We start from the raw sequence: 22,969 nt of genomic DNA, 5'->3' as shown, positions 1-22,969 counted from the left end.
TGGAGAAAGAGATGGTCCCGGCTGTGCAGGATCGGGTTTCGCCCGGCAGAATAGATCCCGTGACATCGCCGGATCCCTTCCGCGTCATCTTCGTGTGCACGGGCAACATTTGCCGCTCTCCTATGGCGGAAGTGGTGTTTCGCGACCTCGCAGAACACCAGGGGCTGGGCCCGCGAATCGTGTCGAGCAGCGCCGGAACCGGAGAGTGGCACGTCGGAGAGCGCGCCGATCACCGCACGATCGACACGCTTGAGCGCCGCGGATACGACGGATCACACCACCGTGCGAAACAGTTCACCGCAGCATCCTTCGCCGAGAACGATCTGGTCGTCGCACTCGACCGCACGCACGAGCGCATCCTCCGCGAGTGGGCGCGCAATGAAGACCAGGAGGGCAAGGTGATTCTGCTGTTGTCCTTCGACCGCGACGCTGATGGCATGGATGTACCTGACCCCTACTACGCGGACACGGCAATGTTCGATGCAGTGCTCGCTATGATTGAGACCGCGACCCGGGGCCTGTTCCGCCAGCTCGAACCCGCCCTGCGTCAGAGCCGCACGACGCCCCGAATTTGAGGGGCCCGATCAGGAGGATTCCCCTGACTTCCCCAAATTCCTTCCCCATCCAGCCGCTGAGCCCTCTCGACGGTCGATACCGCGGCGCTGTCTCGCCGCTCGGCGAGTATCTCTCTGAAGCGGGCCTGAATCGTGCCCGAGTGGAGGCAGAAGTCGAGTGGCTCATCACTCTGACTGACCGCTCTCTGTTCGAGACGTCGCCACTGGCGGATGCTGACAAAGACCGCCTACGCGGCCTATACCGTGACTTCGGCCAGGCCGAGATCGACTGGCTCGCCGAGAAGGAAGCGGTCACACGCCACGATGTGAAGGCCGTCGAGTACCTCGTGCGCGATCGGCTGTCTGCCCTCGGGCTCGATTCCATCGCCGAGCTCACGCACTTCGCGTGCACGAGCGAGGACATCAACTCGGTTTCGTATGCGCTCACCGTGAAGCGTGCGGTCGAGGACGTGTGGCTGCCCGCTCTGGACGATGTGATCGCCAAGCTGCGCGAGCTCGCTGTCGAGCATGCGGACGCCGCGATGCTGTCCCGTACACATGGCCAGCCGGCGACTCCCTCGACAATGGGCAAGGAGATCGCTGTCTTCGCGTGGCGTCTGGAGCGCGTTCGCGCCCAGATCGCAGCATCCGACTACCTGGCGAAGTTCTCCGGCGCGACCGGCACCTGGTCCGCACATCTGGCGGCCGACCCGGACGCCGACTGGCCGACGATCGCTCGCGAGTACGTCGAGGGTCTGGGTCTGGGCTTCAATATCCTGACCACGCAGATCGAGTCGCACGACTGGCAGGTCGAGCTCTACGACCGCACCCGTCATGCCGGCGGCATCCTGCACAACCTCGCGACCGACATCTGGACCTACATCTCGATGGGCTACTTCGCGCAGATCCCTGTGGCTGGCGCGACGGGCTCGTCGACCATGCCGCACAAGATCAACCCGATCCGCTTCGAGAACGCTGAGGCGAACCTCGAGCTGTCGGCCGCGCTGCTCGGCTCGCTGTCGCAGACACTGGTGACCTCGCGGATGCAGCGCGACCTCACCGACTCCACCACACAGCGCAACATTGGCGTCGCGTTCGGGCACTCGCTGCTCGCGCTCGACAACCTGCGCCGCGGACTGAACGAGATCTCACTGGCGCGCAATGTGCTGCTGGCCGACCTCGACGTGAACTGGGAGGTTCTCGCCGAAGCCATTCAGACCGTGATCCGCGCCGAGGTCGTCGCCGGCCGTTCGACGATCAGCGACCCGTACGCGCTGCTGAAGGAGCTCACTCGCGGTCACCGCGTGGGGGCTGCGGAGCTGGCATCCTTCGTCGAGGGTCTCGAGATCGGCGATGCGGCCAAGCAGCGCCTGCTCGCGCTGACGCCTGCGACCTACATCGGCATCGCCGAGCGCCTCGCGAAGTAGTTCGCGCGCGGCGGATGCCCGAGGCTAGGACTTCGAGGAGCCCGAGCCGTCCGCATCCGCCGCGGGCTGGTCGCCAGGTTCCTCGTCGTAGAGCACAGGACGGTCGAGAGTCTTGCTCTCGTACTCGCGCGGGTCGACGGCGAGGATCAGCATCGACATGACAAGCAGCGTGACAATGAACGCTCCGCCGCCGATGACAAGGCCCAGGGCGATCGGAGTCAGACCGTCGTAGTTGCCGGAGGAGATCAACCGATTGACGCGATCGGTGAAGGCACCTGTTGATACGAGGGTGACGACCGCGGCGAACACACCGCAGACAAGTGCGATCCCGAGCAGGTGCAACGGACGCAGCAACTCTCGGCGGTTGGGCTTGTTGTCGCTCACGCGGCTCCTCCAGTCTCGACCGGTGCGCTTGCGGCGTCAACGGTTTCGGCATCCTTCTGCACAGCCTCGCGTCGCGGCGAGAAGCCGGCGATAGCAAGGAAGACCGCGACGATGGCGGTGTAACCGCCGACCATGCCGACGGCGAGGATGATTCCAGAGAGCGTCAGTGCTCCCGCACCTTCGACTGAGTACTGCAGAGAGTAGTCAGCCGGAATGATGAGTAGGACGACCGCGAGGACGAGACCCAGGGCGCCGACCGTAATGGCATCCTTCGCGGTGGGGTCGGTACGGCGTGCACGAAGGCCGGCGATCAGCTCGACCAGACCGGATGCCGCGGCCCAGATGATGACGACGATGAAGAAGATGCCATCGGTGCGCCAGGTCGGGATGCCACTCGTGATCGCCGCAAGAAGGTCGATCACTGCCAGCAGGATGAACGGCCAGCGCGATCCGGCGGGGACCGACTGCCAGGCGCCGAGGATCAGGACGAACCCGCTCGCTGCGACGAAACCGCCGAAGACGGCGAAGCCGACCGCTGCGGAGTGATCAGACGAGAACGTGATCATGAGAGCCGCCGCCGCCGCGAAAAGTGCGCGCAGCAACTGGACGTGGCGCACAGTGAAGGTGCGATCTGGGGCAGACATGACGATTCCTCGGTCCTCCGGGGTGGTGTATCCAGTCTACGCGTGGGCGGGTGCGCGCACGCCCACCGTCGGGCATCTGCGATTCCGGGGCCGATGGCCTCTCGTGAAGAGGAATGTGAGGTTCGACTGCCGTCCCCAGAACGACAAGCGAACCTCACATACACGCAGCGGGGGGACACTGCGTAACGGGCAGACCGCGTGCGTGGATAGTGCCCTATCCGCCGCGATCCGGCCGTGTCGCCCACGTGTGAACCCGAGCCCGGGTACCCGCGTGGTCTTATGCTCAAGGTTAGACATTGCTTCTTCACATACCTGGGGAGGTCTGTGATGTTCGAAGAAGAATCCGCCGGCGTCGACGAAAAGGTCGACTTCGCTGCGGCATTGAGCTCGGCGATCCTCGCGCGTGGCGTCACTCTCACGTGGTTGCGGGAGCGCCTGGCAGAGAGCGGCAACCCCGTCTCGGCGGCGACGCTCAGCTACTGGCGCTCTGGTGCACGGCGCCCGGAGGGGCCTCAATCGATGGCCGCGATCGAGCAGATCGAGTCGCTGCTCGATCTGGATGCCCGCGCTCTGCTGTCATTGATCGGCCCCACCCAGCGCGTCGGCCCTATCGGCCCACCGCAGTATCCAATGGAAGAAGGACGCCTAGAGCAGGCTGTGGCCGAGACGTTCCTAGCTCTGGATGCTCCGGTCATGGATCCTGCACGTGACGTCGCAACCACCGCGGTCACCGAGGTCGGCAGCGATGGCTTCGTGATCTCACGCACCACACGCACGCTTCTGCAGTCCACCTCCGGAACGATCACGAACGTCCCTTATCTCGATCTCACCCCCGGGGTTCGCACGCCTGCCCCCACCTTCAGCTTCGTCTCCGGCGGACACATCTCTCGCCGCCATTCGCACCCGAGCGGTGAGGTACACGGCGCGATGTTCGAGCTCGAGCGCCCACTCGGGCCCGCGCAGACGACGATGATCGAGTGGAAGCTGGAGTACCCACCCGGCTATCCGAGCACCAGCGAGACCGGACATGGCGTCGCCCGCCGGTGTCGCGACATCGTGCTCTGGACCAGGTTCCACCCCGACGCCCTGCCGGACTGGATCGAGGAGGTCGAGGAGACCCCCACGGACACCAGGGTGACACCGCTGTTCCTCGACGGCGCCACGACGATTCACCAGGTGCGCCACGGGTGGGGCCCAGGGATGCTCGTGCTGCGCTGGGGGTTCGGCGAACGAGCGTGAGTCGGCAGTGCGGCGCCGCTATATCTCGCGCGCTACCTGACCACTGCCGTCGGCGTACGGAGATATGTGAGCACCTCGTGGCTGATCGAACCGAGCAGGAACCGTGCCACCGCACCGCGACCGTGCGAACCGACGACAGCGAGCCTGGCATCGGATGCGAGCTCGCTGATGATCGCAGACGGGTAGCCGCGCCGGACTTGCGTCTGGATCTCGAGATCGGGGTAGTCCTGACGAAGGCCTGCGAGGGAGAGCGCCAGACTCTCCTCGGCGGCAAGATTCAGATTCTCCAGATAGTCATCCGGGTACACAAACGCGTTGCGCGGCTTCACCGTCATCGGCGTCCAGACGGCGACCGCGATGAGTGGCTCGTGAAGTCGGTCAGCCTCGGCGGCCGCGAAGGCGATCGCCGCCTCAGAGACGGGCGAACCATCGACACCAACGACAACGCCGGTACGCCCGGTGACATCCATGTCGGGGATCACTACGACCGGAACGGATGCCGCGGACGCAATGCGCACGCCGTGAAGGCCACGCGCTGGCCCTTCCCCTGGCCCGCGATAGTCGCTGCCGATGACGAGCATCTCCTCTTCATCTGACGCCTTCGCAAGCTGGGCGACCGGGTTGCCGAGAAGGACTTGGGTCTCGACACGCAGACCGTGGGTGCGCAGTCGCTCGGACTCGGCACTCAGCCAGTCCTGTGTCTGACGTTCAGCCTCGGCGAGCAGTTCGCCCTCGCCGACCACACCCAGTGCACCGCTGACAACGGAAACGAGCAGCAGAGCGCTCTTCCGCTCTGCTGCTCGCTGGGCGGCCCAGGCGAGCGCCCGCTCCCCTGCCGACGTCTGCTCGATCCCGACGACGATTCGTTTGCTCATGATGTGTGCTCCCCTTTAGCGATCGGTCGACCAGGCGTGTTCGACCATTGGCTCCACGAACCGTGGAAAATCTTCGCATCGATGCCTACCTCTGCGAGCACGAGCGCCGTATGCGCAGCGGTGATTCCCGATCCGCAGTAGGCGGCAACGGGCGTCTCGTTGCCAATCCCAACGTCGGCGAAGTTCCTTCGCAGAGAGTCGAGATCGCGCAGCGTGCCATCCTCTCGAAGGTGCACCCCCATCGGCAGATTCATCGCACCCGGGATATGTCCAGCGATCGGATCCAGCGGCTCGATCTCGCCGCGGAATCGCTCCGGCGCACGCGCGTCGATGAGCACCCCGGATTCCGGGAATGCCGCAGCCTCATCGATCGTGAGACTGTCACCTGCAATATCAGTCAAGGTCACCGTGCCGGGCGTGAACTCGGCCGAACCGGTCTCAACGTCACCACCGGCGGCCTGCCACTCGGCCCATCCGCCGTCCAGCACTCGCACGTCGACACCGCCACGGCTCAGCAGCCACCACGCACGCGCAGCCGCCAGCCCCCGATAGTCGTCATAGACGACGACAACATCGCCATCGTTGAGCCCCCAGCTGCGCGCAGCATCCTGCACGTGCTCTGTCGACGGCAATGGGTGCCGCCCCTCATCGGAGCGCCCGGGACGGGACAGCTCCGACTCGAGGTCGACATATACCGCGCCGGGGATGTGGCCCTCGAGATAGTCGGATCGACCGTCTGGCTGGTCCAACCGGAAACGCACGTCGAGGATACGCACACCGGAACTCCTCAGCTCAGCCAGTTCGGTCGCGCTCACCATATGGGACATGCTCCCAGGCTACGACGAACGCTGATGGCGCGGGGCGAAACACGAAAGGCACCGGAGCGCGTACGCTGCGGTGCCTTCCGAATGGACTAGAAGCGCTCAGGCTTTGGCGTCTACTTCGTCTTCGCCTTCTTGCGGTCTACTTCGTCTTCTGCGTCGTCGTCGTCATCGTCGTCGTCGTCGTCCGACTCGTTCTCAACCTCGTCAGCCTCGACATCGGCAGCATCCTCGTCGAGTTCGACAGCATCTTCATCTTCGTCCGACTCTGCATCCGCGGCATCCGCGCTCGGCACACCCTCGGGGCGAATCAGCTCGCGTACCTCAGCCATGAAACTGTTCAGCTGCTGCTGCTGCCAGCGCAGCTGGCGGGTGCGATCCTCAGCATCACGCAGCACCTCGGTGGTGTGACCGGTGACTGTGCTGACGATCTTCTGCGCCTTCACCCGTGCACGCTCGAGGGTCTCGCGAGAACGCACCTGCGCATCCGCTTCAATAGCCTGAGCCTGCGTGCGCATCAGACGCTCGTAGTCGTCGGCCTTCGCGGAGATCCGCTTGGTGTGCTCGAGGGAGGACGCGACCTGCTCATTGGCATCGCCCGTGATGCGCTCGGCGTGAGCGACGGCCTGGTTGTGCAACAGCAAGAACTCCTGCTGCGCCTCATCCTGACGGCGGGTCAGTGTCTCTTCGAATTCCAGCACGCGAGCGTTCATCTCGCGCACCTCACGCTCGGCATCGGCGCGCTGCTGGCTGGTCTCACGGGTGACCATCGAGCGCAGCGCGGCGGAACCCTTCTCCGCCTCGGTGCGGACTGTCGCCGCCTCCTGCTCAGCCTGGATGACCTTCTCCGAAGCGTGCGCCCCCTCGCGCTGCACGCGCGCCTCATGGGCGGTGTACTCCGTGTCGATACGCAGTCGAACCTGATCGGCATCGTGCTGCGCCTGTGCGGTGATCCGGTCGACTTCGGCGGCGAGTTCAGCCCGTCGGGTATCTGCTTCTGCGCGAGCGGCCTCGAGCAGACGATCCGCCTGCACGGCAGCGTTCTGGATCAGCACGGAGGACTGTTCCTCAGCAACCCTCAGCACTGCCTCGAACTGCAGGCGCGATCCCTCGGCGTCGGCTTCGCTCTTGGGCGCATCCACAAGTTCATTCGCAAGCGTCGCGACCTGCTGTTCGGCATCATCTGCCTGCACGCGTGCGGCGGCGAGTTCTGCCTCCAGCGCGGCCACACGGTCATCAGCCTGCGCCTCGATCTCAGCGATGCGAGCGTCGCTCTCGGCACGTACGGCTTCGACCTCGGAGCGCACAGATTCGACGTCGCGGCTCACGCCGGAGCGTGCCTCGGCAAGTCCTGCGTCGGCGCGCTGCAGCTGCATCCGCAGGCCCGCCATCGCGGCATCCACCTCACCCTTGTCGTATCCGCGGAAGCCGATCGTGAAAGCGCCCTGCTCTCGCGTCTGCCCCTGGGTGAGCTGGTCGAAGAAGTCAGACCCCTGCTCGTCGACGTTGTTCTCGGCGGAGTCATTCACAGGGGAACACCTTTCTGACATCTGCGCGCTGGATAACTCTCCCGACGCAAGGGGCGTCAAGGCGAAAAAGGCAGTGCGCAGAAATGGGGAGGAAAACGAGGGGAGATCTCAACGTCAAGACTAATCGAGGCAGGCCGTGACGTGGCAACGATTGGCGCCCAGATAAACTGCCGCCGACCCCCGATTGAAGGATGCCGCAATGCCGCGTTTTGATCTGCCACCCGAGGAGCTGCGCTCCTACCGCCCCGAAATCGCCGAACCCACCGATTTCGACGACTTCTGGGAGCAGACGCTTTCCGCCTCACGTGCGCTCGCGCAGCCGATTCAGCTGCGGCGAATCGACTCTCCGCTTCAGGCCGTCGAGGTCTACGACGTGACCTTCAGCGGCTTCGGCGGGGATCCGATCGGTGGATGGCTGTTGCTGCCTGCCGGAACGGATGAGCCACTGCCCGCAGTGGTCGAGTACAACGGATACGGCGGAGGTCGCGGGCTGCCGCACGAGCGACTCGGATGGGCGACGTCTGGATACGCGCACTTCTTCATGGACACCCGCGGACAGGGCAGCGCCTGGGGCACCGGCGGCGTCACCCCCGACCCGCATGGCTCGGGTCCGGCGGCCCCTGGATTCATGACCCGAGGGATCGAAGACCCGAACAGCTATTATTACCGCCGCGTCTACACGGATGCGGTGCTCGCGATCGACGCCATCCGCTCGCTCGACCGGATCGATGCATCGCGCGTGGCCGTGTGCGGCGGAAGCCAGGGCGGCGGGATCGCGATCGCCGCAGCCGCCCTGTCTAACGGGCTCATCGCCGCAATGCCAGACGTGCCGTTCCTGTGCCAATTCGAACGTGCCGTAGGGATGACCGGCCGCGACCCGTACAACGAGGTCGTCCGGTACCTGTCGATTCACCGCGATGCCACGGAGCGCACCTTCCAGACCCTGTCGTACTTCGACGGTGTGAACCTCGCCCGCCGCGCCACCTGTCCTTCGCTCTTCTCGGTCGCGCTGATGGATCCGGTGTGCCCGCCATCGACCGTGTACGCCGCGCGCAACAACTGGGGCGGAATCGCAGAGATCGTCGAGTACGCCTTCAACGAACACGAGGGTGGCCAGGGCTTGCAGTGGGAGCGCCAGGCCGCGTTCCTCGCGGAGCAGCTGGCCGGGTGAGGGCGGGTGGGCCCGTTCTGCTCTGAGCAGAACGACTGTCGCAGTGGGCGACGGCGGCGTTACCGTGAACCATGGCCGAGATCATCGCTTTCCCGCGTACGCCGACCCCACCGCGTCGGCGCCAGAACGAGCCCGAGCCGCTCTGGCGCCAGTTGCTCGGCGATCAGCTGCGCAGGCTTCGGCACGAGCGCGAAGAGACTCTCACTGAGACGGCCGAGAAGGCGGGCGTCTCTCCGCAGTACCTCTCCGAGGTCGAGCGAGGACTCAAGGAGCCGTCCAGCGAGATGATCGCCGCGATCGGCGGAGCCCTGGACGTCACGCTCGTCGACCTCACCAGCAACGTGGCCGAGGAGCTACGCGCAGCATCGATCCCGGCATCCGCTGCCGTTGGCGTCTTCGCCCTCGCTGCCTGAGCGCCGTCACACGACCATCCGCTCCCCCAATACGGTGTCGATCAGTCCGTAGTCCAACGCGGCGGATGCCGTGAACACCCGATCCCGGTCGGTGTCAGCGCGCAGTGCTTCGACGGAACGACCGGTGTGCCTGGCGAGCACGGCTTCCATGTCGGCACGCACCCTGACCACCTCGTCGGCGGCGAGGATGAGGTCGGGGATCGCCCCGCGCGACTGTCCGGCGGGCTGATGAAGCACGATCCGCGCGTGCGTCAACGCAGCCCGCTGCCCCGGCGCACCGGCGGCGGCGAGGAGTGCGGCCGGTCCGATCGCCTGACCGACGACGGTCGTCGCGACCGCTGGCCGGATGTGCTGCATCGTGTCGTAAATCGCCAGTGCCGCGCCCGGATCGCCGCCCTCGCTGTTGATGTAGAACTGGATGCCGGTATCCGGGCTGTCCGAATCCAGATGCAGCAGCTGGGCGATCAGCGCGTTGGCGACGCCGGCATCGATTCCGGTGCCGAGATAGATCACGCGCTCGGCAAGCAGGTGCGAGTAGACGTCCATGACGCGTTCCCCGCGCGGATGCTGCGCGATGACGTTCGGGATCGTGTAGCTGCTCATGACTTCGCTCCTTGTGTTGTGGATGCGGCATCCGTCCCCAACCCGACCCGCACACGGCGACGCGGCATGACTTCTGCGATGGATGTGACGATGTCGTCAATGAATCCGTACTCCTGTGACTGCGTGGCGGTGTACCAGCGGTCATGCAGCGAGTCCTCGAATATGCGCTCGACGCTCTGACCGGTGTCTTCGGAGACGAGTCCGAGCACGGTGTCGCGCATCTGGCGGAGATCGTCGGCCTGCGTCTCGATCTCCCCCGCGGAGCCGCCGATCCCGGCAGACCCCTGGTGCATCAGGATCCTCGCGTGTGGCAGGGCGCGCCGCTTTCCCTTCGTGCCTGCGGAGAGCAGGAACTGCCCGGCGCTTGCGGCTGTGCCGAGGGCGAGGGTCGCGACGTCGTTCGGGATGAGATTCATGATGTCGCGGATGGCGAGCATCGACGGCACCGATCCGCCAGGAGAGTGAATCCACAGGGCGATATCTGCGGCCGAGTCTTCCGCCGAAAGGGTCAGCAGCTGCGTCATCAGCAGAGTGCCGTTGTCATCGTTAAGTTCGCCGTCGAGCACGAGGATGCGCTCGTGGAACAGTGCGCGGCGGGCGTCAGGACCGAACTGCGGGATGGGGTTGTCTTCGCTCATGGATCCAGAGTGCGTCGCCGGGGCGACCCCGGTGCCCGAATCTGCTCAGAGCGGCTCTGCCGTGGGCGGATGGGACTCACACTTGCAGGGCCATCGAACGGATGCAGGGGAATTCAACGGCGTTTCGCCCTACGTCCGTGCATCCGCCCTGCAGGTGTGCCCGGACCAACCCCCGCGACGCTTGTTTTCGGTGCACCTAAAAGGTACGTTTTCGGTGTGCCTAAAAATTCTCGGTTCGCGTCGCTGACCCACGCCGCTGCGGCGCTCGTCCTCGCTGGCACCGTCGTGCTGGCCGGATGCGCCGGACCGAACTCCATCGACCCGGATGCCGCGACCCCGGATGCCGCGAATGACGACCGCCCGATGGTGTTGACCACCTTCACCGTACTCGCCGATATCGCCCAGAATGTCGCGGGCGAGCACCTGCGCGTGGAGTCGATCACGAAGCCCGGCGCAGAGATCCACGGCTACGAACCGACGCCGGGCGATGTGCGCAAGGCCGCCGATGCCGACCTCATCCTGGACAACGGTTTGAACCTCGAGGTCTGGTTCGCGCAGTTCGTCGACTCGGTCGAGGTACCGCACGTGGTCGTCTCCGACGGGATCGACGTGATCGACATCACCGCGGACGCGTATGCCGGAAAGCCGAATCCACACGCCTGGATGAGCCCCGCGAACGCGCAGCTCTACGTCGACAACATGGTCACCGCGTTCGCCGAGCTCGACCCCACGCACGCCGAGGAGTTCTCAGCCAACGCCGAGGTGTACAAGGCCGAGCTGCAGCAGGTGCAGGATGACCTCACCGCCGAGCTCGAGACACTGCCCAAGAACGAGCGTGCACTCGTGACTTGCGAAGGCGCGTTCTCCTATCTCGCCCGGGATGCCGGCCTCACCGAGGCATACATCTGGGCCGTGAACGCTGAGCAGCAGTCCACTCCGCGCCAGATCGCTGCGGCAATCGAGTTCGTCAAAGAGAATGACGTGCCCGCGGTCTTCTGCGAATCGACCGTCTCTGACAAGGCGATGCGACAGGTCGTCGATGCGACGGATGCCGAGTTCGGCGGCACGCTCTACGTCGACTCGCTGTCGACGGCTGATGGCCCAGTGCCGACGTACCTCGACCTCATCCGCCACGACGCCGACACGATCGTCGCTGGGCTGACCGGCGCCGGGCCCGGCTCATGAGCACCATCAAGGCGCGCAGCGCCATCGAAGTGCGCGGAATCACCGTTCGCTACGGCGACGTGCTCGCCCTGGATGACGTCTCATTGAATGTCGAGGCGGGTCGCATCACCGGGCTCATCGGCATGAACGGCTCGGGCAAGTCCACGCTGTTCAAGACGATCCTGGGGCTGGTGCGTCCGGCATCCGGCTCGACCACACTCGACGGCATGGATCCGGCATCCGCCCGCAAGCACGGACTCGTCGGCTACGTACCGCAGAGCGAGGACGTCGATTGGACCTTCCCCGTCTCGGTGCGCGACGTCGTGATGATGGGGCGGTACGGAAAACAGGGCCTCATGCGGCGAGCGCGTCAGGTCGACCGGGATGCCGTTGACGAGGCCCTGGAACGAGTAGAGCTGACCGATCTCGCGAACCGGCAGATCGGGCAGCTCTCCGGCGGGCAGCGCAAGCGCGCCTTCGTCGCACGCGGCATCGCGCAGGGTGCAGGCATCCTGCTGCTTGATGAGCCATTCGCCGGTGTCGATAAGCGCAGCGAGGCGACGATCGTGCGGCTGTTGCGCGAGCTCGCGGCATCAGGAGATACAGTGCTGGTCTCTACCCACGATCTGCACGCGTTGCCGTCGCTGGCCGATGAAGCCGTCCTGCTACTGCACCGGGTGCTGTTCCACGGTTCTGTCACTGAGGCGCTCGAACCGGCCAATCTGTCCCGAGCCTTCGGGTTGGAGGCGTCATGATCTTTGACTGGATTCTGGAGCCGCTGCAGTACGACTTCATGGTGCGCGCCCTGGTCACCACCGTGATTGCCGCGATCGTGTGCGCGCTGCTGTCGTGCTGGCTCGTACTGGTGGGCTGGTCGCTGATGGGCGATGCCGTCTCGCACGCGGTGCTGCCCGGCGTCGTGTTCGCGTACATCTTCGGGGCACCGTTCGCGATCGGGGCGCTGGTCTTCGGCTTCCTCGCGGTCGGTCTGATCGGATTGATCCGAGGCACGAGCCGTGTGAAAGAGGATGCCGCGATCGGCATCGTCTTCACGACCCTGTTTGCGTTCGGATTGGTGTTGATCTCGGTCACCCCGAGCCAGACCGACCTCAACCACATCATCTTCGGCAACATCCTCGGAGTCTCTGACACCGACCTGCTGCAGATCGCGATCCTCGCCGCCGTGGCCTTCGGCGTGCTGATCATCAAACGCCGCGACCTCACCCTCTACGCCTTCGACCCCACGCACGCGTTCGCGATCGGGCTCTCGCCGCGCTTCCTCGGCGCCCTATTGCTCGGCGTGCTCGCACTGACGTCGGTCGTCGCGCTGCAGGTCGTCGGAGTCGTGCTGGTCGTGGCGATGCTGATCATCCCCGGCGCGACCGCATATCTGCTGACCGATCGATTCGGACGGATGCTCGTGATCGCGCCCGTGATGTCGGCGCTGTGCAGCGTAATCGGCATCTACCTCAGCTACTGGATCGATGCGGCATCCGGCGGGCTCGTCGTCATGGTGCAGGGCTGCGTGTTCGCGCTCGTGTACCTGTTCGCGCCGCACCAGGGCGTGATCGGCAAGCGTCTGCGGCGGCGGGTGCCGGCCGTCGTCGCGTCATAACTCGCTACAGCAACCGGGCGCTCGGCTCCGCGGATGATCCCAGATCCGTCGCCGTCGGCATCTGAGCCAGCTGACGGAGCGCCTGCCCGAGGTCGGCGATGAGGTCTCCGGCGTTTTCCAGCCCGATTGACAGCCGCAGCACGTCCGCATCCGGGCGCGCATCCGCGGGAACCGGGCGATGAGTGAGCGCTGCCGGATGCTGGATCAGCGAATCCACGCCGCCAAGAGAGACCGCGTGCGTGAACAGCTGCACGGCTGACGCGACCGAACTCGCCGCGGCATACCCACCGCGCATCCGCATTGCGATCATCGCTCCGGTCCCGCGCATCTGCCGCTCGAGAATCCCCTCCGGATCCCCACTGAGACCAGGGAAGAACACCTCATCCACCTCGGGCTGATCGATCAGCCACTGCACGATCTGCTGCGCGTTCTCCTGTTGCTGACGCATCCGCACCGGCAGCGTGGTGAGCCCGCGGTGCAGCAGGTACGCGCCGAGCGGATGCAGCAATCCCCCGGTCACCGCCCGCACCCGGCGCAGCGCCTCGGCCGTGGTCTCACTGCAGGCGATGACACCCGCGATCACGTCGCCGTGTCCGCCGAGGTACTTCGTCGCGCTGTGCAGTGACATGGCCGCCCCATGATCGAGCGGGTTCTGCAAAATCGGCGTCGCGAAGGTGTTGTCGACTACGACGGGCACATCTCCCGCCGCTGCCACGACAGCGGCAATGTCGACGAGTTCGAGCGTCGGATTCGCCGGCGTCTCCATGACGACAAGACCGGTATCGGGACGGATACTGACACCCACCTCCGACGGGTGGCAATAGGTCGTCTCGGTGCCCAGCAGACCAGAGCCCAGCAGGTGATCCGTTCCGCCGTACAGCGGTCGTACCGCCACGACGTGGTGCCGCCCGGTCGCCGAAGTCATCGCGAGAATCGTCGCGGTCATCGCCGCCATCCCCGAGGAGAATGCCACTGCGGCCTCAGCGTGCTCCATCTCGGCGAGCGCATCCTCGAACCGCGCGACCGTCGGGTTCCACAAGCGCGCGTAGACCATGCTGCCGTCAGCCGGCGGCCGGCCACCGGTCGCCATCGCCTCGTAGGAGTCGCCGCCGCGTTCAATATCCGGCAGCGGATTCGTGGTGGAGAGGTCGATCGGCAGGGCATGGACGCCGAGTTCAGTAAGGTCGGCGCGCCCGCTGTGGACGGCGACGGTATCCGGGTGCAGCGGCTTATCGGGATGCAGTGCAGTCATCCCCCAATCTTGCCGGAATCGCAACTTGAGTGGGAAGATTCGACAATACTTGCCGTAAAGGACACGGTTTCCGACTTCTTCAGCAAAGACGCTCGATCCGGAGGTAGTCAGATTGTCGAAAGCACAACTGCCTGCAGCATCCCTCGATGAACTCGATCTCGAGATCCTCGCCGCGCTCAGCATCAGCGCCGATCTCACCAATAAGGCGCTCGCGCATCAGCTGGGAATCGCAGAGTCGACGTGCGCGCATCGCGTGCGGAGCCTGCGCGATCGTGGCATCATTCGCGACACCCGCATCCGCCTCGACGAGGCCGCTCTCGGCTTTCCACTCCAGGCGATCATCAAGGTGCGCCTGGCGAATCACACCGGGGAGAAGGTCAACGCATTGTTCGATGCTCTCGCCGTGATGCCGCGCGTGCTGCAGGTTTTTCACGTCGCCGGCGTCGACGACTTCCTAGTGCACGTCGCAGTGCAAGATGCTGCGGCACTGCGCGACATCGTGCTGGAACACATCACCGTGCATCCCGTCGTCCGCGGCACGGAGACGCAGCTGGTGTTCGAGCTGCGCGATGGCAGCGGGCTGCTCGCACGGTAGGCCGCGTTAGCGCTTGAGCAGCCGCTTCCACCGTCGCTGCACGATGGTCGGCACCGACTGCGTGACGATGGCATCCACATTCAGCGAGCTGTTATCGGGTCCGACGATGGCAATCGGCGTGGTGAGCGTCATCTCGTCCGGATCGATCGGCATCCGCGCCAGCGCCTTGTGCGCACGCACATACCCGGGAACCAGGATGACGACCGCACCAATCCAGGCGAGCGGGTTGCTCAGCGCAACACCACCGAAGCCCAGCACCGCACCCAGCGCGACCGCAGCAGCAATGCGCATGACGAGTTCGACGAGGCCAGTCACGGTCGGAATCAGCGCTTGACCGAGCCCCTGCAGTGCACCGCGCAGCACGAACAGCACGCCCAGCAGCGAGTACGTCGCACCGTTGATGATGAGCATGAGATGCGCGAGCTCGACGACCTCGTCCGATCCGTCGCCGATGAACAGCCGCACGAGGTTGGTGCCGAAAGCGATCAGCACAACACCCAGTACCAGGGAGGCGATGATGGCCATCCATGTCGCCTGCACGACACCGGCACGGATGCGGTCGGGCCGGCGTCCGCCGAAGTTCTGCGCCACGTACATGGAGACGGCAAGTCCCAGCGAAGCCAGCAGCGCGGACGCGAGACTGTCGACGCGGGATGCCGTTGTGTATGCGGCGACGGCATCGGCTCCCTGCAGGTTCAGGGCGACCTGCACCACCAGGGTTCCGATCGCGATGATCGATGCCTGGAAGCCCATCGGCAAACCCAAGCGCAGGTGCTCGGTGAGGTCAGCCTTCGAAATCTTCCAGTCTGCCCGGCGGATGTGCAGCGCCGGCATCCGCCGTCTGACGAAGTCCAGGCACAGCACGACCGAGATCGCCTGGGCGACGACGGTAGCCAGCGCGGCACCAGCGACACCCCATCCGACCGGTCCCACCAGAACGATCACGAGCACGACGTTCACGGCGCACGAGATCGTGAGGAATACCAGCGGGGTCTTCGAGTCGCCGATCGCGCGGATGATCGCCGAGAGGTAGTTGAAGAACATCGTCGCGCCGCCACCGAGGAAGCTGATCTGCGTGAACAGTACGGCCTCTGCGAGCAGCTCGGGCGGTGTTTGCATGAGCACCAGCACGGGTTCGGCCAGCAGCGGCCCCGCGATCGTGATGATCACGCTGGCGATCGCGGCGAGCACGGTTCCAGTGGCGACCGAGCGTCGCACAGCCTCATGGTCTTTCGCGCCGAAGGCCTGCGCGGTCGGAATCGCGAAACCGCTGGTCATGCCCCAGGCGAAACCGAGCAGCAGGAACAGCAGAGAACCGGTCGCGCCGACAGCGGCGAGGGAGTTCACCCCCAGCTCTCGGCCGACGACGATCGTATCGACGACCTGATAGAGCTGCTGGACGACGTTGCCGATGAGCAGCGGCACGGAGAATGCGAGGATGACGCGCCAGGGGCGGCCTGTGGTGAGGGAGGTGGCCATGCGGAGAAAAGACTTCCGGAACTCGGGATGGGAAATGAGGATGCCGAGAACCGGCGAGCATTTAGTTTATCGAATCGATTCGGTAACGGAAGACTTGCGGCGAGATTCACCGCACTGGGTGCAGGATGGATTCCATGACCCGCACTGCCACCGCCGCTACCACTGCGATCCGTGAGATGCGCGACTTCCTCTTCGCGCACGCCACCGACTACGACGGAGCGGTCGCGGGATTCCGGTGGCCGCAGCTCGATGAGTTCAACTTCGGTCTGGAGTGGTTCGACGTCGTCGCGGCCGAGAATCCCGACCGCCCCGCGGTGCAGATCGTCTCGGCCGATCTGACGCTCGAGAGCTGGAGCTACGCCGACCTTTCGCGCCGCTCCGATCAGGTCGCCACCTGGCTGCGCTCGCTCGGCATCGGCCGCGGCGACCATCTCATCGTGATGTTGAACAACACGATCGAACTGTGGGAGGTGATGCTCGGCATCGCCAAGATCGGCGCCGTCGCCATTCCGACATCCACTCTGCTCTCGGCATCCGATCTCGCTTACCGCGTCGAACGCGGCCACGCGCGCGCGGTCGTGACGCTGGGCGCGCTCGCTGATCGGCTCAGCGAAATCGACGCTGACGTGCTGCGCATCGGGACAGGCGAAGTGCCAGAAGGGTGGCACGACTTCGCCCTTTCGGCGAGCGCCGCCACGGATTTTGAACCGGATGGCCCAACCCCAGCATCCGATACCGGCCTGTTGTATTTCACCTCCGGCACGACCAGCCGGCCGAAACTCGTGCAGCACACCCAGGTGTCCTATCCGGTCGGGCATCTGTCGACCATGTGGTGGCTGGGGCTGCGTCCGGGAGATGTGCACCTGAACATCTCGTCCCCCGGTTGGGGCAAGCACGCCTGGTCGAGTTTCTACTCACCATTCCTCGCCGAGGCGACCGTGTTCGTCTACAACTACGACCGCTTCGACGCGAACACGCTGATGCACGTGATGGACACCCACGACGTCTCAACGTTCTGTGCACCGCCGACGGTGTGGCGGATGCTGATTCAGGCCGATCTATCCCGGCTCACGCACCCGCCGCGCGAACTGGTCGGCGCGGGTGAGCCGCTCAACCCCGAGGTCATCAGCCGAGTGCGCGATGCGTGGGGCGGCACGATCCGCGACGGCTTCGGCCAGACCGAGATGACATGCTGCGTGGGCAACTCCCCGGGGCAAATCGTCAAGGACGGCTCAATGGGGCGGGCGCTGCCCGGTTATCCGGTGGTGCTGCTGGATCCGGTCACCGGCGAGGTGAACGCGCATGAGGGCGAGATCGCGCTGGATCTCGCGCAGACCCCGCTGGGGCTCATGGCCGGGTACTACGGCGACCCGGCCAAGACCGCGGAGTCACGTGCAGGCGGCTTCCACCACACCGGTGACATCGCCGCGCGCGATGCGGACGGCTATCTTACTTACGTCGGCCGAGCGGATGACGTGTTCAAGGCATCCGACTACAAGATCTCGCCGTTCGAGCTCGAGTCTGTGCTGTTGGAGCACGACCTGGTCGTCGAAGCCGCGGTGATCCCGAGTCCGGATCCGACGCGCCTTTCAGTGCCGAAAGCCTATGTCTGCCTGCGAGCGGATGCCGTGGACGGGCCGGATGCCGAGGTAGACGCTGCGCGCGCCATCTACGCCTTCGCGCGCGAGCGTCTGTCGGCGCACCTGTGGGTGCGGATCATCGAGTTCGTGCCAGAGTTGCCGAAGACGATCTCGGGCAAGATCCGCAGGGTCGAGTTGCGAGCGCGCGAAGCAGAGCGGGTCACCAGCGGGGACGCCGCCGGCCAGCACCTGGACCGCGACTACCGCTGAGAGCGCTAGGCCCGACTGGTCTCGACGCGCGCGTCTGCGCCGAAGCGTTCGACAAGACGCGGCTGCGCGACGGCGACCGTTGTGGGCTCTGCGCTGACCGCACGCACCGGCTTCGGCCTGACAGCGAAAGCACTGACCATGCCACGCAGCAGTCCGCCGAGCACGAGGGCTACCACTAGGGCCCCTGCGGCCACGAGCGCCGGAATCCACTCGCCGGAAAAGCCCGACGCGAGACTCAGCAGCGCGCCGACGATCCAGACCGCGACAGCACCGCCACCGACTCCCGCCGATCCTCGCGCAAGAGCCACCACCGCGACGAGCGCACACAGCACAGCGATCACCGCGCCGACGATTCCGATCGGCATGAAGAACTCTGCCAGGTCACGAACCACACCTATTGACGACATCTTTTGACCCCCCGGTCATCCTCCGTGATCTCTACGGTACGCAGTGCCGCAGACATTCGCATCCACCGGAAGGATGATGTTATTCAAACGGTGTCAGGGGGCGCACTCTGCCTCAGTGCAGGTGATGGCGTCGCTCGAGTGAAGCGCCCTCCACATCGACATTCGGCACGATGCGGTCGAGCCAGCGCGGGAACCACCAGGCCGATTTCCCCAGCAGATGCATCAGCGCAGGCATGAGCAGAAGTCGCACCACGAACGCGTCAATCAGTACGCCGAATGCGAGGCCGAAGCCCAACGCGCGGATGATCGTCGACTCGCTAAATACGAACCCGCCGAAGACGGCGACCATGATCAGGCCCGCAGCAATGACCACCGATCGTCCGGCGCGGAAGCCCTCTGCCACCGCCTGCCTCGCCGAAGAGCCGTGCACATAGGCCTCCCGCATCCCTGATGCGAGGAAGAGCTGATAGTCCATCGCCAGGCCGAACAGGATGCCGACGAGGATCACCGGCAGGAAGCTCAGGATGGGCCCTGGACTCGTTATCCCGATGATGCCGGCGAACCAGCCCCACTGGAACACCGCAACCACTGCACCGAAGGTCGCCAGCAGCGAGAGCACGAAGCCTCCGGTGGCGATCAACGGCACGAGGAACGACCGGAACACGACGATCATGATCAGCAACGAGAGCCCGACGACGACCGCGAGGTAGACCGGCAGGATGTCCTGCAAACTCTCCGAGATGTCAATGTTGATCGCTGCCTGACCGGCGACACCGAGGGTGATGTCACCGTCGAGGGTTCCGAGCGCACGGAGGTCCCGCACCAGCTGCTCAGTCGACTCGCTGTTCGGTCCCTCGGCCGGCACGAGCTGGAAAGCGATCATCGTCGCGTCATCCGAGACGCCGACCGGGGCGACCGCGACCACGTTGTCGAGTGCCGCAAGCTCAGCGGCAACCGCAACCTGTGTGGCGACCAGGTCGTCGTCCGATACTGCCTCAGCCACATTCGCCGCGACGAGGATCGGACTGTTCGCACCCGCGCCGAAGTTCTCCTCCACGACGGTGAAGGCCGTGTGCGTGGTGGATCCCTCCGGCTCGGAAGCACCATCCGGTAGCCCGAGACGCATCGACATGGCCGGTAGCGCCACGACGAGCAATACGACCACAGAGACCAGCGTGGTGACGATGGCTCGCCAGGTTGACATCGTCGAGGCTCGGGATGGGGCCGGTACGGCACCCGGGGCTGGTGCGGCGCTCGGCGCCGGTGCGGCGCTCGGCGCCGCGGCATCCGCCCATGCGAGGCGCGCCTCGGCAGCTGTCTCCTTTGTCTTTCGCGACAGAATCCGCTCGCCCGCGAGTCCGAGCAGCGCTGGCGTCAGCGTGATCGCGATGAGCACCGCGACAGCCACGCAGATCGCGCCGACCGTACCCATCAGGCCAAGGAAAGGGATGCCGGTGACGTTCAGCGCAAGCAGCGCCACGACCACGGTCGAGCCTGCGAAGACGACGGCGTTGCCTGCTGTGCCATTCGCCAAGCCGACTGACTCCACGACCTCTGCACCCTGCAGCAACTGCTTGCGGTGCCGATTCACGATGAACAGTGAGTAGTCGATACCCACCGCGAGTCCCAGCATCACGCCCAGCACCGGTGTGACCGAGGCCATCTGGATCACACCAGAGAACGCGAGTGTCGAAAGCACCCCGACCGCGACGCCGACCAAGGCAGTGACGATCGGGAAGGATGCCGCGAGGACGCTGCCGAGCATCACGAGCAGCACGATCGCGGCGATTACGACGCCGATCGCCTCCCCGACGCCGAGGATCTGAGGCACGCCCTGCGCGATGTCGGTGGAGAAGTCGACGGCCACGCCATCGATGTCAGCCGCGGAGAAGTGGGCGATGACAGCATCCTTCGCCTCCTGTGAAAGCTCCATCCTTGGCTGCTCGAAGGAGACGTTCGACAGAGCCGCCGCGCTGTCGGCGGAGACCATGCGGATGCCGTCCGCATACGACAGCAGCTGCGTGCCAAGAACGGCCTGCGCGGCGTTCTGTTCGAGTTCGACGCGGCCATCGTCGATGGCTCCCTGCTGAGCGTCGACTTCGGCGAGCTGCGCGTCGAGCTGCGCCTGCTGAGCATCGAGCTGATCGGTCGGGAGCCCTGCAGCGTCGAGCTGAGCGCGCCCGGCATCGAGCTGCCCCTGGGCCGCCGCGAGCTGGGCCCGTCCGGCGTCGAGCTGGGCCTGGCCGTCATCCAACTGCGTGCGCGCGGCGTCGATCGCGACCTGACCGTCGACGAGCTGCTGTGCACCGTCGGCGCGCTGCTGCTCCGTTACGAACGGGTCGATCGCGCCCGTGACGTCGGGCAGTCCGTCAGCGTCGGCGATGACCGCGCTGATCTGCGTCTGCTGCTCAGCGGTGAATGCCGAACCGTCCTCGGTGTGGAAGGCGACGGTGCCGGATGCGCCGGCAAAGGCGGGGAGCTGCTCGGTCAGCTCATCGACAACCTTCGATGAGGGCGTGTTCGGAATGTCGAAGCTCGACGTGAGAGTTCCGAAACCGGCGAGGAACCCTCCGACGGACACTGCGATGACCGCCAGCCAGGAGAGTATGACTACCCATGCGCGCCGCGCAGAGAATCGTCCGAGCCGGTAGAGCAGTTCCGCCATTGGTGTGCCTTTCGTCGAGCCGCAGCATCCATAATACGGAACGGTTCGTCTCGCAAAGCGCGAATAGACTGTGAGCATGTCTGAACCACGCCGCGGCGCCCCTCGCAGCGAGGCCGCACGACAAGCCATTTTGCAGGCCACGGCTCACCTGTTCCAGACTCGCGGCTACGAAAACCTCAGCATCGAGGGCATCGCCGCCGAGGCCGGAGTGGGCAAGCAGACGATCTATCGCTGGTGGCCGGCGAAGAGTGCGCTGGTCGCGGAGTGCCTGCTGGAGGGCCGACTGCTCCCTGGGCGTCTGAGCCTCCCCGACACCGGCGATCTGAAACAGGACCTCATCGACTGGGTACAGCAAATTTTCGCGGTCATGCGCGAGCCGACCGGCCGCAGCCTAGTGAACTCCCTGATCGCGGCAGCCACTGCGAACGAAGAGATCGGTGCTCGACTTCGAGACAGCCTCGGCGGCGCTGAGTCGGTAATCGATCGGCTGCGCTCCGGCATCCAGACGGGTCACCTGGCATCCGACGCTCCGGTCGTCGAGCTCAGCGAAGCCCTCGTGGGCGCGCTGCTGCTCAAGGCCCTCGGTGGCGGCTCGACCGAGCCCGAAGATGCGGCGCGACTCGTCGAGGCGCTACTGCGTGTCTGACACAGCCCGCTGCGTGTCTGACACAGCCCGTGCGCTGGGGGAGCATCCCGCGGCCGAAAGGAGCATGATGGAGAAGTGGCCGCACCTCTTTCTGAACTGACCCGGATGCCGAAACCGCAGCTCGTGTACGCCGCAGACGGCATACGTCTTGCGACATATACCTGGGGTGATCTCGATGCCCCTGTCGTCGTCATCGCGCACGGATTCGCCTCGAATGTGCGCGACAACTGGGTGCTCACCGGATGGGTTCGCGACCTCACCCGTGCCGGCTACCGTGTGCTCGCCCTCGACCAGCGTGGCCACGGGCTGAGCGAGAAACCGCACGACCCGACGGTGTACGCCATGCGCACTCTCGCATCCGATGTCGAAACGGTCATGGACACCTACCTCGTAGAGGATGCTTTCTACCTCGGCTATTCACTCGGCGCACGCGTCGGGTGGGAGGTGGTGCGCGATCTGCCCCAGCGCATCAACCGTGCGGTGCTGGGCGGCGTGCCCGATGGCATCCCGCTCGAGCGGCTCGACATCGAGCAGGTGCGCGCCTTCGTCGACGATGGCGTGCCCGTCACCGATCAGACCACTCAGAACTACATCGCGCTCACCCAGCGCGTGCCCGGCAACGACCTGCGCTCGCTGCTCGCACTTGCCGAGGGGATGCGCGCGACGCGGACGATCGACCCGGATCCGACCAACGCGCCGACCAGGCCGATCCTGTTTGCCACCGGATCGAAGGATGCCGTCATCGAGGGCTCGCGCGAACTGTCTCGCTCCGCGCCCAATGGCCGGTTCTTCGAGATCCCCGACCGGCACCACTTCAACGCGCCAGGCTCACGGGCGTTCAAGGATGCCGCGCTGGACTTCTTCGCCGAGGAGTAGGTCACGCCGGCCGATCCAGCCGCGCCACCCGATCCAGCCGCGAGAATGGGTTTCCCGCCCGAAACTGTGCCTGGCACACCCATTCTCAAGCCGGAGAGCGTTTCTCACCCTTACGCTGGACG

General features: G+C 65.4%; 23 protein-coding genes. 12 read left to right on the top strand and 11 right to left on the bottom strand.

The window, feature by feature from the left end; translation table 11 throughout:
* Positions 1 to 59 precede the first annotated feature (59 nt).
* Together ACSU1G_RS25060 and purB are read left to right on the top strand one after the other, a co-directional pair.
* Positions 60 to 575 (top strand): low molecular weight protein-tyrosine-phosphatase, encoded by a 516-nt coding sequence (locus ACSU1G_RS25060; RefSeq protein WP_439282752.1) that lies wholly within the window; start codon positions 60 to 62, stop codon positions 573 to 575.
* Between the two features lie 23 nt (positions 576 to 598).
* Positions 599 to 1,981, top strand: a complete 1,383-nt coding sequence (gene purB, locus ACSU1G_RS25055) for an adenylosuccinate lyase (RefSeq protein ID WP_439283121.1) — start codon at positions 599 to 601, stop codon at positions 1,979 to 1,981.
* A 24-nt stretch (positions 1,982 to 2,005) separates the two neighbouring features.
* Here purB and ACSU1G_RS25050 read toward each other — a convergent pair whose 3' ends face one another.
* On the bottom strand, positions 2,006 to 2,365 hold the full coding sequence (locus ACSU1G_RS25050; protein WP_439282751.1) for a hypothetical protein: 360 nt from the start codon (positions 2,363 to 2,365) through the stop codon (positions 2,006 to 2,008).
* A complete protein-coding gene (locus tag ACSU1G_RS25045) occupies positions 2,362 to 3,009 on the bottom strand; it encodes an acyl-CoA synthetase (RefSeq protein WP_439282750.1) in 648 nt (215 codons plus the stop codon). Before ACSU1G_RS25045 ends, ACSU1G_RS25050 begins: the two co-directional genes overlap by 4 nt.
* Positions 3,010 to 3,336: 327 nt before the next feature.
* Here ACSU1G_RS25045 and ACSU1G_RS25040 point away from each other — a divergent pair, with 327 nt between their 5' ends.
* Positions 3,337 to 4,248: a hypothetical protein gene (locus ACSU1G_RS25040; RefSeq protein WP_439282749.1), complete on the top strand. Its 912-nt coding sequence runs from the start codon at positions 3,337 to 3,339 to the stop codon at positions 4,246 to 4,248.
* Between the two features lie 32 nt (positions 4,249 to 4,280).
* Here the strand turns inward: ACSU1G_RS25040 and ACSU1G_RS25035 are convergent, their stop codons facing one another.
* The 3 genes from ACSU1G_RS25035 to ACSU1G_RS25025 all read right to left on the bottom strand — a co-directional run bounded on the left by ACSU1G_RS25035 (position 4,281) and on the right by ACSU1G_RS25025 (position 7,473).
* Positions 4,281 to 5,123 (bottom strand): universal stress protein, encoded by an 843-nt coding sequence (locus tag ACSU1G_RS25035; protein ID WP_439282748.1) that lies wholly within the window; start codon positions 5,121 to 5,123, stop codon positions 4,281 to 4,283.
* Positions 5,120 to 5,950: a sulfurtransferase gene (locus ACSU1G_RS25030; protein ID WP_439282747.1), complete on the bottom strand. Its 831-nt coding sequence runs from the start codon at positions 5,948 to 5,950 to the stop codon at positions 5,120 to 5,122. The genes ACSU1G_RS25035 and ACSU1G_RS25030 overlap by 4 nt, the downstream gene beginning before the upstream one ends.
* Before the next feature lie 110 nt (positions 5,951 to 6,060).
* A complete protein-coding gene (locus tag ACSU1G_RS25025) occupies positions 6,061 to 7,473 on the bottom strand; it encodes a cell division initiation protein (protein ID WP_439282746.1) in 1,413 nt (470 codons plus the stop codon).
* Positions 7,474 to 7,672: 199 nt separating this feature from the next.
* Here ACSU1G_RS25025 and ACSU1G_RS25020 point away from each other — a divergent pair, with 199 nt between their 5' ends.
* Positions 7,673 to 8,644, top strand: a complete 972-nt coding sequence (locus ACSU1G_RS25020; protein ID WP_439282745.1) for an acetylxylan esterase — start codon at positions 7,673 to 7,675, stop codon at positions 8,642 to 8,644.
* 71 nt (positions 8,645 to 8,715) lie between these two features.
* On the top strand, positions 8,716 to 9,057 hold the full coding sequence (locus tag ACSU1G_RS25015; RefSeq protein ID WP_439282744.1) for a helix-turn-helix domain-containing protein: 342 nt from the start codon (positions 8,716 to 8,718) through the stop codon (positions 9,055 to 9,057).
* A 6-nt stretch (positions 9,058 to 9,063) separates the two neighbouring features.
* On the opposite strand, the gene ACSU1G_RS25010 is transcribed toward ACSU1G_RS25015, so the two are convergent.
* Both ACSU1G_RS25010 and ACSU1G_RS25005 read right to left on the bottom strand, forming a co-directional pair.
* A complete protein-coding gene (locus ACSU1G_RS25010; protein ID WP_439282743.1) occupies positions 9,064 to 9,660 on the bottom strand; it encodes a ClpP family protease in 597 nt (198 codons plus the stop codon).
* Positions 9,657 to 10,298, bottom strand: a complete 642-nt coding sequence (locus ACSU1G_RS25005) for a ClpP family protease (RefSeq protein WP_439282742.1) — start codon at positions 10,296 to 10,298, stop codon at positions 9,657 to 9,659. The genes ACSU1G_RS25010 and ACSU1G_RS25005 overlap by 4 nt, the downstream gene beginning before the upstream one ends.
* Positions 10,299 to 10,514: 216 nt before the next feature.
* Here ACSU1G_RS25005 and ACSU1G_RS25000 point away from each other — a divergent pair, with 216 nt between their 5' ends.
* The 3 genes from ACSU1G_RS25000 to ACSU1G_RS24990 are packed head-to-tail and all read left to right on the top strand — an operon-like array spanning position 10,515 to position 13,077.
* Positions 10,515 to 11,483, top strand: coding sequence for a metal ABC transporter substrate-binding protein (locus ACSU1G_RS25000; RefSeq protein WP_439282741.1), 969 nt, complete (start codon positions 10,515 to 10,517; stop codon positions 11,481 to 11,483).
* On the top strand, positions 11,480 to 12,217 hold the full coding sequence (locus ACSU1G_RS24995; protein WP_439282740.1) for a metal ABC transporter ATP-binding protein: 738 nt from the start codon (positions 11,480 to 11,482) through the stop codon (positions 12,215 to 12,217). Before ACSU1G_RS25000 ends, ACSU1G_RS24995 begins: the two co-directional genes overlap by 4 nt.
* On the top strand, positions 12,214 to 13,077 hold the full coding sequence (locus ACSU1G_RS24990; RefSeq protein ID WP_439282739.1) for a metal ABC transporter permease: 864 nt from the start codon (positions 12,214 to 12,216) through the stop codon (positions 13,075 to 13,077). Before ACSU1G_RS24995 ends, ACSU1G_RS24990 begins: the two co-directional genes overlap by 4 nt.
* A gap of 4 nt (positions 13,078 to 13,081) precedes the next feature.
* On the opposite strand, the gene ACSU1G_RS24985 is transcribed toward ACSU1G_RS24990, so the two are convergent.
* Positions 13,082 to 14,329: a trans-sulfuration enzyme family protein gene (locus tag ACSU1G_RS24985; protein WP_439282738.1), complete on the bottom strand. Its 1,248-nt coding sequence runs from the start codon at positions 14,327 to 14,329 to the stop codon at positions 13,082 to 13,084.
* 112 nt (positions 14,330 to 14,441) lie between these two features.
* Between ACSU1G_RS24985 and ACSU1G_RS24980 the strand changes: the two genes are divergently transcribed.
* Complete coding sequence (locus ACSU1G_RS24980) at positions 14,442 to 14,924, top strand: Lrp/AsnC family transcriptional regulator (protein ID WP_439282737.1); 483 nt, start codon at positions 14,442 to 14,444, stop codon at positions 14,922 to 14,924.
* Between the two features lie 6 nt (positions 14,925 to 14,930).
* Here ACSU1G_RS24980 and ACSU1G_RS24975 read toward each other — a convergent pair whose 3' ends face one another.
* Positions 14,931 to 16,403, bottom strand: coding sequence for an MATE family efflux transporter (locus tag ACSU1G_RS24975; RefSeq protein ID WP_439282736.1), 1,473 nt, complete (start codon positions 16,401 to 16,403; stop codon positions 14,931 to 14,933).
* A gap of 134 nt (positions 16,404 to 16,537) precedes the next feature.
* Here ACSU1G_RS24975 and ACSU1G_RS24970 point away from each other — a divergent pair, with 134 nt between their 5' ends.
* On the top strand, positions 16,538 to 18,253 hold the full coding sequence (locus ACSU1G_RS24970) for an AMP-binding protein (protein ID WP_439282735.1): 1,716 nt from the start codon (positions 16,538 to 16,540) through the stop codon (positions 18,251 to 18,253).
* A gap of 5 nt (positions 18,254 to 18,258) precedes the next feature.
* Here the strand turns inward: ACSU1G_RS24970 and ACSU1G_RS24965 are convergent, their stop codons facing one another.
* On the bottom strand, positions 18,259 to 18,618 hold the full coding sequence (locus ACSU1G_RS24965; protein WP_439282734.1) for a hypothetical protein: 360 nt from the start codon (positions 18,616 to 18,618) through the stop codon (positions 18,259 to 18,261).
* Positions 18,619 to 18,772: 154 nt separating this feature from the next.
* Complete coding sequence (locus ACSU1G_RS24960) at positions 18,773 to 21,325, bottom strand: MMPL family transporter (protein ID WP_439282733.1); 2,553 nt, start codon at positions 21,323 to 21,325, stop codon at positions 18,773 to 18,775.
* A gap of 76 nt (positions 21,326 to 21,401) precedes the next feature.
* On the opposite strand from ACSU1G_RS24960, the gene ACSU1G_RS24955 reads away from it, so the two are divergent.
* A complete protein-coding gene (locus ACSU1G_RS24955; protein WP_439282732.1) occupies positions 21,402 to 21,971 on the top strand; it encodes a TetR/AcrR family transcriptional regulator in 570 nt (189 codons plus the stop codon).
* 75 nt (positions 21,972 to 22,046) lie between these two features.
* Entirely contained in the window at positions 22,047 to 22,847 is an 801-nt protein-coding gene (locus ACSU1G_RS24950) for an alpha/beta fold hydrolase (protein ID WP_439282731.1), read from the top strand.
* Positions 22,848 to 22,969 lie beyond the last annotated feature (122 nt).

Source organism: Microbacterium sp. A93, assembly GCF_051842835.1.
Note: the sequence above shows the minus strand (reverse complement) of the source record. Positions and strands in the feature narration are given on the sequence as shown.